Annotated in this window: 11 protein-coding genes; 4 read left to right on the plus strand and 7 right to left on the minus strand. The window is 38.7% G+C overall.

Annotation, left to right across the window (positions count from 1 at the left end):
- Positions 1-2: 2 nt before the first annotated feature.
- The 7 genes from nit1 to mreB all read right to left on the minus strand — a co-directional run bounded on the left by nit1 (position 3) and on the right by mreB (position 9507).
- Positions 3-860, minus strand: coding sequence for a deaminated glutathione amidase (gene nit1 / locus AC01GB_RS05585; RefSeq protein WP_474450949.1), 858 nt, complete (start codon positions 858-860; stop codon positions 3-5).
- On the minus strand, positions 850-4671 hold the full coding sequence (gene yhdP / locus AC01GB_RS05590) for an AsmA2 domain-containing protein YhdP (RefSeq protein WP_474450950.1): 3822 nt from the start codon (positions 4669-4671) through the stop codon (positions 850-852). Before yhdP ends, nit1 begins: the two co-directional genes overlap by 11 nt.
- A 54-nt stretch (positions 4672-4725) precedes the next feature.
- Entirely contained in the window at positions 4726-6195 is a 1470-nt protein-coding gene (gene rng, locus AC01GB_RS05595; RefSeq protein WP_474450952.1) for a ribonuclease G, read from the minus strand.
- A gap of 54 nt (positions 6196-6249) precedes the next feature.
- Positions 6250-6825, minus strand: a complete 576-nt coding sequence (locus AC01GB_RS05600) for a Maf family protein (RefSeq protein WP_474450954.1) — start codon at positions 6823-6825, stop codon at positions 6250-6252.
- A gap of 14 nt (positions 6826-6839) precedes the next feature.
- Entirely contained in the window at positions 6840-7328 is a 489-nt protein-coding gene (gene mreD / locus AC01GB_RS05605; RefSeq protein ID WP_474450955.1) for a rod shape-determining protein MreD, read from the minus strand.
- A gap of 42 nt (positions 7329-7370) precedes the next feature.
- Positions 7371-8360, minus strand: a complete 990-nt coding sequence (gene mreC, locus AC01GB_RS05610) for a rod shape-determining protein MreC (RefSeq protein WP_474450956.1) — start codon at positions 8358-8360, stop codon at positions 7371-7373.
- 103 nt (positions 8361-8463) lie between these two features.
- Positions 8464-9507 (minus strand): rod shape-determining protein MreB, encoded by a 1044-nt coding sequence (gene mreB, locus AC01GB_RS05615; RefSeq protein WP_474450957.1) that lies wholly within the window; start codon positions 9505-9507, stop codon positions 8464-8466.
- 617 nt (positions 9508-10124) lie between these two features.
- On the opposite strand from mreB, the gene AC01GB_RS05620 reads away from it, so the two are divergent.
- From AC01GB_RS05620 to accC, 4 genes are all read left to right on the plus strand, one after another.
- A complete protein-coding gene (locus tag AC01GB_RS05620) occupies positions 10125-11105 on the plus strand; it encodes an MDR family oxidoreductase (RefSeq protein WP_474450959.1) in 981 nt (326 codons plus the stop codon).
- 184 nt (positions 11106-11289) lie between these two features.
- Positions 11290-11787 (plus strand): type II 3-dehydroquinate dehydratase, encoded by a 498-nt coding sequence (aroQ, locus tag AC01GB_RS05625; RefSeq protein WP_474450960.1) that lies wholly within the window; start codon positions 11290-11292, stop codon positions 11785-11787.
- An 18-nt stretch (positions 11788-11805) separates the two neighbouring features.
- On the plus strand, positions 11806-12276 hold the full coding sequence (accB, locus tag AC01GB_RS05630) for an acetyl-CoA carboxylase biotin carboxyl carrier protein (RefSeq protein WP_474450961.1): 471 nt from the start codon (positions 11806-11808) through the stop codon (positions 12274-12276).
- A gap of 11 nt (positions 12277-12287) precedes the next feature.
- Entirely contained in the window at positions 12288-13634 is a 1347-nt protein-coding gene (accC, locus tag AC01GB_RS05635; RefSeq protein WP_474450962.1) for an acetyl-CoA carboxylase biotin carboxylase subunit, read from the plus strand.
- Positions 13635-13692 lie beyond the last annotated feature (58 nt).

Below are 13692 nucleotides of genomic sequence, written 5' to 3' on the forward strand. Positions count from 1 at the left end.
TTCTATTTCGTTTTATGTTCAATTAATGGCATCAAACTAGTACGGAAGCGATTATGCTTTACGACTTTCATCTGTTCACGGACACCAATCAGGCCTTCTTTAGCTTTATCAATATTAAGCGTTAATGCACTGACTGCATCTGCATTTTCTTGCAAAATATTGCCCCAGCTATCAATCACCATTGAGTGACCCCAAGTACGACGTTGACCATGCACGCCTATTTGTGCTGGCGCCAAAATAATACATTGATTTTCAATCGCGCGGGCTTTTAACAGTGGCTCCCAGTGAGCTTCACCAGTTAAACGTGTAAAAGCAGCCGGCACAGCAATGAGATCCGCCCCTTGCTTTCTTAATGCCTGAAACAGGCAGGGAAAACGTAAATCATAACAAATCGTCATTCCTAAACGGCCAACTGGCGTATCAACTACTGTAATATGTTCACCACGTTGATAAATTGACGATTCGTTATAAATACCTTGTTCATCATCAATTATATTCACATCAAACATGTGAATTTTGTCATAGCGAGCACGAATTGCGCCGCTATCATCAAATAACAAACTACTACTCGTGATAAGCTCAGGATCTTCGCGACTGATTAATGGCATAGAGCCCACCAATATCCATACTTGATAATGGCGAGCCATTTCAGCAATTGCACCTTGTAAAGGACCTTCTCCCTGTGATTCAGCAAAATTACGATAACTGATATTATCACTAAACAACAGTGCATTTTCCGGTGTTAAAACCAATCTCACACTATTTGGCAATTGTTTAATCTGCTGCTCTATCTGAGCAAAGTTATGTTTAGTATTTTTACCACTACACAATTGTAATAGTGCAATATTGTCACTTATCATCCCGTTGATTCTCCTTCAATTGACGTAAAGTTTCATCAATTTTTGGTTGTTCCAGACTACCGGTAATTCGATAACGAATAACCGATATTTTACTCCATAATGGGCCCAATACTCTAGTTGCGGCAAACACTGCCGCACCCGCTAGTGGATTAACGGCAAATGCCGTTGCAACACTTACTGTGGTTGAAATTTCAGGGGTAATAATAGCTTCTAAATTCATATCACGACGAACTAAATTAATTTTGCCATGTATTGTAATATCAGCCATTAAACCATCAATATAAAAATTATCAGTATTCAAGATGCCATTTTTTATATTGGCGTTACCCCGAATGGCATCAAACGCAAAGTCATCACTAAAAGTATCACTAAAATCCAATTGCAATTTACGTAAAAGTGCGTCAAAACTGATAAAACGCAACAACTGACCGGCTCCACCACCACCCATCTGAGCAATTGCTCCCTTAGCTAATTTAAAACTCAGATTACCGTTCAAACTAGCAACATCAGGTTGCCATGGTACTGCGGCCCAATTTAAATCAAAATCAATTTTAAAAGGTGCCTGTTTAATCGGCACTAGTATGCCGTAATAAGCAGCCAAATCATCAAATCGATTACCTTTTAATATCCCTTTTATCGTTGTACTGTTTTGCTGATCTGCATGCCACATACCAGAGATTTTCAAATCAGTGGAGCTATTTATTAACGATCCTTCTTTTAAAATAAGCGTTTGTCTATTGCGTATGACTTGTGCTTTTAGTTCACCAAGTTTATAGCCAGCAAGCCAACATTCTGAGCAATAAATATTCATATTTGGCCAAGCTGAAATATCATATCTATGCGCAAGGTTATTTATTGCCACATAATTCTGCCGTTGGAATGAAATTTCTGGATTAAAATAAAGATAATTAATCTTAGCTTGCCAATTACCCTGTTTCGGAATACTTAAGCTTCCCTTCAAATTATCGCTATCTACAACAATTGTCGTTAATTCAGCGGTTTTATTAATGGTAAATGCCATATTATTCCATTGCTGTTTAGCAAAAGTGATCTTTGGCAAGTTAACAATAGCGATATCGGGTATTACAAATGATTTACCATAACTTTGCGGTGCTAAATTTAATGAAGAAAATGAAGTCAACAATGAAAGCCATTTCGGATCATTGATTTTAGGTAAGTTGATCATAACTAATGGACTGTCGGGCAGAACAACACCTTTAGCGGTGTAAGGCTGAATGGCTACTTTTAGCAAACGAACTTGCTTGTCAGTAAATTGCCATTGGCTATTAAAGCTAACTTGCTTACCAATATCACCATAAATTTGTAATTGCCGGGTATCACCACTAGCACGAATTTGCATATCACCTAATTGCCTAACTTGCTCGCTATCCAAAGCAGGAAATTGGCTAGTAAGCTTATCTAATTTGCTATTCAGAGCAATGGATAAGGTTGGATTTTGCTTAAGTTGATTGGGCAATTGAATATTAACCTGTCCTTGCCAGGCTGTGCTACCTGCCAATTGACGCGTAATCGATTTAGGCAAAATAGCGATTTTTTTAGCTTGCCAATTACCGCCAACGTTTACATTAATCTGGTAATTCTGTCGTTCATTAGTGGTATTAAATGTTAAATTTATCGGTTGGCCAAACCATTCAGCTTGCAGCTTTTCACTTTTCAAATCACCGTTACGAAAATAAAAACGCCCCGTTAGCTGTTCCAACTGACTATCAATAGCCGTGATATCGACATCATTATTCTTAAGATCAACTTGACCACTAGCAATCACACTACCACTATTTCTCTCTAACGGAATATCAAGCATCAATTTGCCACTAACGTCACCGCCTATTTTCACTGCATCTAATGCCTTGCCAATCGAGCCTTCCATCGGGCTATGAATAAAATAATTACGGATAGCTTTTCCATCACCGGTAATATGAGATTTTATTAATAATTTAGATTGACTATAATCGGCAATATCTGCGTTAAGATCTACTGCTTTAGCATCACCTAATTTTACACTAGGCGCCGACATCCAAAGTCCATTACGTTCAAAATTAAGATCGATATCCAAATCAAAAATTGTCGGCCAATCAGGTTGATACTTAAAAGTCGCATCTCGTAGCGGTACAACAACTTGAAATTGTCCATTATTCTTTTTAAAAGGAAAATTAGCCGGATCACCGTGAAAAACCATCGTGGCGGCATCAACATGACCACTAATAATTGCTTTCGTCAGATAATCAGATAAATCTTTACCCATTAACGTGGTGGGAAAATAACGCCATGCATCACCCGCATCGGTCAATTTTGCTCCAGCCAAAATACTTAATATAGGTGGCTGATCTTTTGCTGCCTGATAACGAAAATCGCCGGTTGTCGATAGCGATTTTGCTTGCAGCATCAGATCCTCACTCCAAATCTGGCGTGATTGGCCTTCTTCCGACCAAAAAATCGTTCCCTGTCCGGCAGAAATTTCCAATGGCACTTTAAACATTGGCGCATATTCGATAAAACTATTGTTTAAGTTAAATGAGAATCCTCCACTTTGCTGACTACCTCGCAATGAACCACTAAAATGGCTAACTGAAGGTATATCTTTCCAGCGTATCCAGCTAATATCTTGCCAGGTAGCATCAATTAGTGCCTTCTCTGGCTTGCCCGACGTAATATCCAATGCCAGCGCGACGAGTTGACCTTTTGGCTGACGTTTTTGCCAATCACTAATAAATTCAGGCGTGAAAAAAGAGAAAATAGGGATAATAGTTCTTAATCGCTCTAATTGAATATTATTAATCCGTATACGCCAATGATTTTCATCTGCTTTTGATTGTGGTAAATAGAGTAGAGAAATTTGACCTTCAAGCCATTGTTGTTGATCAGTTTTTAAATGTTGTAGCTGTGGAATATTAAATAACCAACCATTATCTTGACGATGCAGGGTCAGCAATAAATCATCAACAGCCAGCTGATGCTCTTGTCCATCAACCTGCCAATTTGCCTGTCCTTGATGCAACTGTAATTGCCCACCTTCGATACGACTATCTTTGATAGTAATCCAGCTAGAAAGACTAAATACTGCATTCTGTAATCCAGTACTATCACGTAACCAACGACTTAACCAAGGGCGCAAATTTACATTATCTGCCTGTAAGTAAACCGTGCCGCTATTAATCGCGCCATTTTTATTACGAAGATTGAGTTTAATTTGAATGGCATCTTGATCTTGCTGCTGTTCAAAATTATCAAGACTGATAAATCCTTGTGCTCGATGATATTCATTTTGATTTAACCAGGTCAATTCAGGGATCTTTAAGGTCTTTTTTTCTGCCGACGGCGTCAGAAAAGTGATACGGCTTTCTTTTAAGGTAAAATAATCAAATTGCTGTAAAAACAATTCATCTAAAGCATCTAAATCAAAATGCCTAAAATCGCCTTCACTGACAAATTCAAGTGGTTTATAACAATCTGCATTTAATTGATAGAAAATAATATCCCGAAAACGGAGATGTAAAGAAAAGAGTGAACGCCATATATCAAGTGAAAATTTTATTTTCTTTACCTGAATATTCACTTTTTTCGTGCTGACACTGACATCAGAAAACGTTAATACTGGTCCAAAAGAGACCCATTCTCCTTCAATATGACCAATTTTAAACGGTATTCCTGTTAATGATTGCAGCTGTCCTTCAAGTTGATTGCGATATTCATTAATTTGTGGAAGAAAAAGACGTAGTCCAATAATGGGCAATGCCATAATAAGTACTATTATTGCGCTTATGGCTACCAATACCTTAGGAAGTCGTTTCACCCATCTCTCCTTCCAAAAGAAGTTACTACAATGGCAATCTAACCACTATCATAACTACATCATAACGACATCAAACTGTTCCTGACTATACAGTGACTCAATTTGGACTTTAACAGATTTGCCAACAAAAATTTCTACTTCGGCCAATATATGAGATTCATCACCATTTAATGCTTCAACAACTGCCGCTGAAGCATAGACTAAGAAACGATTGGCATCGATAGTACGATTTATACGAACAATTTCACGTAAAATTTCATAACAGACTGTTTCTACCGATTTTACTGTTCCTCTACCCTGGCAAGTCGGGCATTCATCACATAGAACATGTTCAATGCTCTCACGTGTTCTTTTGCGTGTCATCTCGACCAATCCTAGTTGAGAAAAACCATTAATGGTGATTTTAACCCGATCTTTTAATAATGATTGTTCCAACGATGCCAAAACACGACGACGATGCTCAGGATCAAGCATATCAATAAAATCAATAATAATAATGCCGCCCAAGTTGCGTAACCTTAACTGTCTCGCTATAGCTTGTGACGCTTCAATATTGGTATTAAAAATGGTCTCTTCCAGATTACGATGACCAACAAAAGCACCAGTATTAATATCAATAGTGGTCATTGCTTCAGTTTGATCAATAATGAGGTAACCACCTGATTTTAATTCAACTTTACGTTCTAAAGCACGTTGGATCTCTTTCTCAACATCATACAGATCTAATATTGGTAATGGTCCTTGATACAGTTCAAGTTTTACTGTTATTTCAGGCACATATTCATCAATAAAATCTTTTAATGAAATAAAAGTCAGGTTTGAATCAACACGGATCCGGTCTAATGAAGCACCGGCAAAATCACGAATGATACGATGTGCTAAAGCCAGTTCACCATAAATCTGCATACGGGACTTATGACGTTTTTTACGCTCAACAATTTTAGCCCATAGACGCTTCAGGAAAGCGCCATCTTGAGCCAGTTCATCATCACCGATCCCTTCTGCCGCAGTACGAATAATGAAGCCACCATGCTCATCACAAAATAGCTCAACAATATTTTTCAAGCGTTCTCGTTCTTCTTCACCTTCAATGCGTTGGGAAACGCCGACATGAGAAGCGCCCGGCATAAAAACCAGATAACGGGATGGTAATGTGATATCCGTTGTTAAACGAGCACCTTTTGTTCCTAGCGGATCTTTAACCACCTGTACCATAATATCTTGCCCTTGCCGAACCAATTCGCCGATATAACGTACATGAAAGTTTTTTTGTTCGTCGCCGGCAATGCATTCGGTATGAGGCATAATATCTGAGGCATGAAGAAAAGCGGATTTTTCCAAGCCAATATCAACAAAGGCCGCCTGCATACCGGGCAAGACTCGACTCACACGACCTTTGTAAATATTACCTACAATGCCTCTTTTAGCTTCACGCTCAATATGAATTTCTTGTAACACGCCACCATCAATATAAGCCACCCGTGTTTCAGAGGGGGTTACATTGACTAATAGTTCAGCTACCATAACTCTCATTCCTATTATTTAACGTTTATTTAATGCCAGAAACTTGGTCAATAATTAATCTTTTTCAACTAACGGTAACCCTACTACAGCGTGATAACTTCCGACAATCCGCTTAACAAAACAGCCACCTTTACCCTGGATAGCATAAGCTCCTGCCTTGTCCATCGGCTCACCCGACAAGATATATTGATCGATTTCTTTATTTGTTAATTGCCGCAATGTCACTTTGGTGACAATTAAATCATACAATGTATTTCGCTTATCTGAGAACGCGATTGCAGTCATCACTTGGTGTGTTTTACCTGAAAGTTGTCTTAATATATGGGCAGCATGGTTTTCATCTTTAGGCTTACCCAAAATATTTCCGTCACTTACGACAATAGTATCCGCACCCAACACTGGGTAGGGTTTTTCTGCCATATCAACACCCGCCTGAGATTTTTCACATGCTAAGCGAATAACATACTCACAGGGTGTCTCTCCTTCGTACCATAATTCAGATATATCAGGGAGAATAATGTCAAATAACCATCCTAGCTGCTCAATTAACTTACGCCTTCTTGGCGAAGCTGACGCTAAATAAATTCTATTTACTTTACCATAGAAAAAACTCTCAGAAAAAATAGACACTTGGCTGCCCATTTTTAACGAACTAAAAACTGGCGTCGAACTTTGCGCAACAATAAAAACATCCAAGGCCACAAGATGGCATTAATCAAACAATCCCATAATACTTCGGGATGAAATAATACTAGAGAGGAAAGAAACTCCGCCCAGAAGATCGTAAAATTCATAACCACTGATAATCCAGCAATAACAAGGGATTGTTGCCACAGTGCCATATTACGAAGAAGCTGATGTTTATACGATACCAAATAACAAATCATACTATAAGCTAATGCATGTACACCAAGAGCTGAACCTTGGATCAGATCCATAAAGATCCCCAAAAAAAATCCTGTGCCTACACTAACTCGATGCGGCAAAGCCATAACCCAATAAATTAAAATTAATGCTAACCATGTGGGACGATAATAAATAAACTGCTCAGGCCAGGGCACTTGCTCTAGGATTATTGCAATTAAAAAGGACAGCCAAATGATCCACCGCCCATTTCCACGGTATTGATCCATTTTATGTTTCCTTTAGTTGCCTTGATTTCACGGTAGCAATTCCTACTGAGCGACCAAAGGAGGTTGCTCGACATTTTTTTTCATTTCTGTTGACGGTAGCTGTAGCCCTTGAAGCTCGTTTGGGCCAGGAAACACCTGTGGCAGAATCTTCATTAAACGTTCATTTGCTGCGCGATATACTTCTGATGGAGGTAAAGGATGAGAAGGATCGCTAGACTTTCCCCATAGCAATAAAAGATAGCGTAGTCTTTGTAAATCTGCGGTAGGCCGTGCATGGATAATCGTATAAGCACGCTGGGTATCATGTTTTACGGAAGAAACAGTCGCAACTGGGTAACCTTCAGGAAAACGCCCGCCTAAACCAGAAGTAACTATTACATCACCAATACGTATATCAATATTATCTGGTAAAGGTTCAAGTTGAAGATCATCACTACATCCTGTACCCACCGCAATAACCCGAATATCATTACGTAATACTTGTATAGGTAATGCATGCGTTGTGTCACAAATCAGCAAAACACGGCTATTAAACTGGCTCACTGCGATAACCTGTCCAACAACACCTTTATCACTAATAACAGGCTGGCCTTCATAAACATCATCATGTAAACCTTTATCAATCACAATTTGATCTCTATAAGGTGTATTCGCACCTGAAAGCACTTGAGTAACCATCATGTGTTCATCCTGACGTAGAGGTGAACCCAATAGCTCACGTAATCTAGCGTTTTCCTGTTTAAGTTGTCCAAGTAATAAATTATCTGCTTTTTTTAATAAAACCTCTTTCTTCAATGCTTTATTTTCAAAAAGAAGTTGATCTCTTCTCGCCAATGCATCTGAAATATTATCAAGCAATTCTCGCGGACCATTTGCCAAAAAATAAAAAGGACTAACAGCCGTATCTAAATAACTACGTATTTTATTAAAAGTATCAAATTGACGATCAAAAGCAACCAACGCGATTGCAACAACGATCGCAATAATAACACGTAATTGTAGGAATGGCCCTCGACTAAAGATCGGCTTCATGAGTTATTTTGATAAAAAATAAATAAACGTTAAACATTAACATCCCTATACATAAAGTAAGGAGGAGCGCCATCCTTAAGTTCCTCTTTCTATTGGTTAACGTCTAGTCATCACTAAACAGATCACCACCATGCATGTCGATCATTTCCAATCCCTTGCCACCACCACGTGCAACACAAGTTAGCGGATCTTCAGCAACAATAACGGGAATGCCTGTTTCTTCCATTAATAGACGATCCAAATTACGCAACAACGCGCCACCACCAGTTAACACCATACCTCGTTCAGAGATATCAGAAGCTAATTCTGGTGGACATTGTTCCAAGGCCAACATAACGGCACTAACAATACCAGTTAAAGGTTCCTGTAATGCCTCTAGTATCTCATTAGAATTAAGTGTAAAACCACGTGGTACGCCTTCAGCCAAATTACGGCCGCGCACTTCAATTTCGTAAACTTGATCTGTAGGATAGGCCGAACCGATTTCATGTTTAATCCGCTCAGCAGTAGCTTCACCGATTAATGAACCATAATTGCGACGAACATAATTAATGATCGCTTCATCAAACCGGTCACCGCCGATACGTACCGATGACGAATAAACAACACCATTTAATGAAATAACAGCAACTTCTGTCGTTCCACCACCAATATCAACCACCATTGAACCCGTTGCTTCGGAAACAGGCAAACCAGCACCAATTGCAGCCGACATGGGTTCTTCAATTAAGAAAACCTCACGAGCGCCAGCACTAAGCGCCGACTCTCGGATTGCACGACGTTCTACCTGGGTCGCACCAACAGGTACACAAACTAAGACGCGTGGGCTTGGACGCATAAAGCTATTGCTATGAACTTGTTTGATAAAATACTGTAACATTTTTTCAGTAACATAAAAATCAGCAATCACGCCATCTTTCATTGGACGAATAGCCGCGATATTACCTGGCGTCCGGCCTAGCATCTGTTTTGCTTCATGACCTACAGCAGCAACGCTCTTAGGTGAGCCTGCGCGATCTTGACGAATAGCGACAACTGACGGTTCGTCTAACACAATACCTTGTCCTTTGACATAGATGAGAGTATTGGCGGTACCCAAATCAATAGACAAGTCGTTGGAAAACATGCCACGAATTTTTTTAAACATAACGAAAGGATAATCCTGCAAGCTGGAAATGAATGAAAATCCGTCTACTTTACCAACCACATGAAGCGACGACAAGGGATTAATTAAATCGCTTCAATAAAAAGTGGCTAATTTTTTTACAATACAAAAAACCACTACTACTGCTTATTCTCTATAATCAATTACAGTATAGAAAGTAAACAATACCCTCATAAAAATCACTTAATTCATTTAATATAAAACTTTCTAACAAGAAAATTAACTATTTTAGATTAAAATATACCACTGTATTAAGTTTATATGACGCTACATAATTATTAGTTGACATATGCTTCAAAGCAAGATCAATTCGCTTTTTAATATTATATTAAAGTATAAAAGCCTGCCATGTTAATACGTTATTAAAGTAGAAATAAAAAATAATTTAAATGTAAGTATTCATTCTGCACGTTATTATTTGTAGAAGAAAATTTTTTTTACTACTAAAATAAACTAGTATTCTGCCTGATAACGCCCTATTGACGCTAGTAAAAAAAACATTTTTACAATTTATTTATTATTGAGACTTTATGCCCGCCGAAATAACGAAAATAACTTTATACTGCAGCATACTTATACAAACTTAAAGGCCACAAATTATGAAAGCCTTGCTATTAGAACAAGAAAATCAAGCATTAAAAGCCAGTATAAAATCGATCGATGACACACTTTTACCCTCTGATGACGTTACCGTAGATATTTATTGGTCTACACTAAACTACAAAGATGCTTTAGCTATTACTAGTAAAGGAAAAATTATCCGCCAATTCCCGATGGTACCAGGCATCGATTTTGCTGGTATCATTAAGTCTTCAACAGATGCAAAATTTCAAGTCGACCAACAAGTTTTACTGACCGGTTGGGGGGTATTGGTGAAAACCATTGGGGGGGGATTAGCAGAACAAGCGCGAGTGCCAGCCAAATGGTTAACAGCTATTCCTGACAAAATGACGATGCGACAAGCGATGATAATCGGCACCGCTGGTTTTACCGCTATGCTCTGTATAATGGCTTTGGAAGAAAACGACGTAACCATTGATAAAGGCAACATTGTTGTGACAGGAGCCAGTAGTGGTGTAGGTAGTACCGCAATTCAACTGCTGGATAAACTTGGTTATTCCGTCACAGCAATAACTGGTCGGGAGAGTAATATCGATTACTTAAAAGCACTTGGAGCTAAACAAGTTCTGCTACGTAAAGAGTTTACTACCATACCTCACCCTTTAGAAAAGCAACATTGGGCAGGAGCTATTGATACCGTTGGCGGCAATATATTAGCAACCATTATTTCACAAATGTGCTATTCAGGTACAGTAGCAGCCTGTGGTCTAGCCGCTGATATTATGTTATCAACAACAGTGATACCTTTTATTCTGCGTAATGTAAGACTACAAGGGATAGACTCGGTGATGGTTCCAACGATCAAACGCCTCAAAATATGGCAACGGTTAGCCAATTTATTACCCGATAGTTTTTATCAATTAACAACCACAGAGATCCCGTTAGAAAAAGTGATTGATTATGCCGATAAATTAATCAATAACCAAATCACTGGCCGGACACTAGTAAAAATACGTTAAATTTCTAATATTAAAGACAAGCTTGCTGATTAGACTAAAATTTTGCTGCTAATTGCTATGAAATGTTTATAATATCGCTCTTTGTCGTCAAAATAAACGTTTTCATTATGAGAAAAAGATGACAAACTATTAGCATCAAGTTATGTTGTCTAATTATCAATTATCAGTCGGAGATACCCGCAAAATGGCAAAAGATTTCCACATTTTGCTGCTAAATGGCCCAAATTTAAATATGCTGGGGACGAGAGAACCACTATTCTATGGTGCTCTTACACTTCAGGATATTGTTAACCAAACGAGCCAAAAAGCAAAACAATTAGGAGTTAAATTAAGTCATTTTCAATCTAATGCGGAACATGAGCTTATTAATGAAATCCATCAAGCTCACGGGAAAGTCGACTTTATATTGATTAACCCAGCAGCATTAACGCATACTAGTGTGGCTTTACGCGATGCAATATTAAGCGTTGCCATTCCTTTTTATGAGATCCACCTTACTAATATTTATACACGTGAGCCATTCAGGCATCACTCCCATCTCTCCGATATTGCAAACGGCGTCATCTGTGGTTTCCATGTTGATGGTTATATTTTTGCATTAGAAGCTGCGGTTAAATTCTTATTAAATATTGAAGAATTAGCAACCATTGATGAATCCCAACCTAATAAATGTAAAGAATAAAAAATACGGAATTAACTTATGGATATTCGTAAAATTAAAAAATTGATTGAGCTTGTTGAAGAATCTGGCATTTCTGAACTAGAAATTTCGGAAGGTGAAGAATCAGTGCGTATTAGCCGTACAATCGTGCAGAATTTACCAAATTTACAACAGTATATGGCAGCGCCAACCACGCATCAACCGGCTTTAGCAAACGCCATTGCACCTTCTCAAATTTTACCTGAAACAACAAATGAGAAAAAAGCAGAGATCAGTGGTTATACTGTTCGCTCGCCAATGGTAGGTACCTTCTACCGAGCGCCAAGTCCAGAAGCAAAACCATTTGTTGAAGTCGGCCAAACGATTAAGCTAGGGGATCCTCTATGTATTGTCGAAGCGATGAAAATGATGAATCAGATCGAAGCAGACAAAGCAGGTGTAGTTAAAGCAATTCTGCTGGAAAATGGAGAAGCGGTTGAATTTGACGAGCCATTGGTTATCATTGAATAATGAGGCATCTTATGCTTAAAAAAATTGTTATCGCCAACCGTGGCGAAATTGCTTTACGCATTTTACGTGCCTGTAAAGAACTAAAAATAAAAACCGTCGCCGTGCATTCTGCCGCCGATCGTGACTTAAAACATGTATTACTTGCTGATGAAACTGTCTGTATCGGGCCTGCCGCTTCAGCTGAAAGTTATCTTAATATTCCAGCAATCATCTCAGCAGCAGAAATTACTGCTGCAGAAGCCATTCACCCTGGTTATGGTTTTCTATCTGAAAATGCCGACTTTGCCGAAAAAGTGGAACGTTCTGGTTTTATATTCATTGGCCCCAAACCAGAAACTATTCGACTCATGGGTGATAAAGTTTCTGCCATTCAGGCGATGAAAAAAGCCGGTGTTCCTTGTGTTCCTGGCTCAGACGGGCCTTTAGGAAATGAGATAAAAACCAATAAAACAATTGCTAATCGAATTGGCTACCCAGTTATTATTAAAGCATCTGGTGGCGGTGGTGGCCGCGGTATGCGCGTTGTTCGTAACGAAAGTGAGCTAGAACAAGCCATTACCCTAACTCGCGCCGAAGCCAAAGCTGCCTTTAATAATAGTATGGTTTATATGGAGAAGTTCCTGGAAAATCCGCGCCATATTGAGATTCAAGTACTTGCTGACGGTCAAGGCAATGCGATTTATTTAGCCGAACGTGATTGCTCAATGCAACGTCGCCATCAAAAAGTGGTTGAAGAAGCGCCTGCACCAAGTATAAAAGTTGATATGCGTAAAAGCATTGGCGAGCGCTGCGAAAAAGCTTGTCTTGATATCGATTATCGTGGTGCCGGTACTTTTGAATTCCTTTATGAAAATGGCGAATTCTACTTTATTGAAATGAATACGCGTATTCAAGTTGAGCATCCTGTGACGGAAATGATCACTGGGGTTGATCTGATTAAAGAACAGTTAAGGATCGCTTCTGGCTTGCCCCTATCTATTAAACAAAAAGATGTTAAAATTCATGGGTATGCAATAGAGTGCCGAATTAATGCAGAAGATGCAAATACCTTCTTGCCAAGTCCGGGTAAAATTACTCGCCTCCATATTCCTGGTGGTTTTGGTATACGTTGGGAATCACACATTTATGCAGGTTACACCGTTCCACCTTACTATGACTCTATGATTGGTAAGCTGATCACATATGGTGAAACCCGGGAAATTGCTATCCTTCGGATGAAAAATGCCTTATCTGAATTAATTATTGATGGCATTAAAACTAACATAGAATTACAACAAAAAATTATGGATGACAGCAATTTTTTCAAAGGTGGTACCAATATCCATTACCTGGAAAAAAAACTCGCTTCACAGGAATAAACTTTTCTATTCACCTTTCATCACAATGGGTACGGAATGTACCCTAATTTTTGATACT

Source organism: Candidatus Arsenophonus phytopathogenicus, from assembly GCF_056113345.1.

Excerpts from the sequence above, each read along its gene's own strand:
- nit1 (WP_474450949.1), bottom strand. The coding sequence starts at position 860 with ATGATAAGTGACAATATTGCACTATTACAATTGTGTAGTGGTAAAAAT.
- rng (WP_474450952.1), bottom strand. The coding sequence starts at position 6,195 with ATGGTAGCTGAACTATTAGTCAATGTAACCCCCTCTGAAACACGGGTG.
- accC (WP_474450962.1), top strand. The coding sequence starts at position 12,288 with ATGCTTAAAAAAATTGTTATCGCCAACCGTGGCGAAATTGCTTTACGC.
- mreD (WP_474450955.1), bottom strand. The coding sequence starts at position 7,328 with ATGGATCAATACCGTGGAAATGGGCGGTGGATCATTTGGCTGTCCTTT.
- accB (WP_474450961.1), top strand. The coding sequence starts at position 11,806 with ATGGATATTCGTAAAATTAAAAAATTGATTGAGCTTGTTGAAGAATCT.
- AC01GB_RS05620 (WP_474450959.1), top strand. The coding sequence starts at position 10,125 with ATGAAAGCCTTGCTATTAGAACAAGAAAATCAAGCATTAAAAGCCAGT.
- mreC (WP_474450956.1), bottom strand. The coding sequence starts at position 8,360 with ATGAAGCCGATCTTTAGTCGAGGGCCATTCCTACAATTACGTGTTATT.
- aroQ (WP_474450960.1), top strand. The coding sequence starts at position 11,290 with ATGGCAAAAGATTTCCACATTTTGCTGCTAAATGGCCCAAATTTAAAT.
- mreB (WP_474450957.1), bottom strand. The coding sequence starts at position 9,507 with ATGTTTAAAAAAATTCGTGGCATGTTTTCCAACGACTTGTCTATTGAT.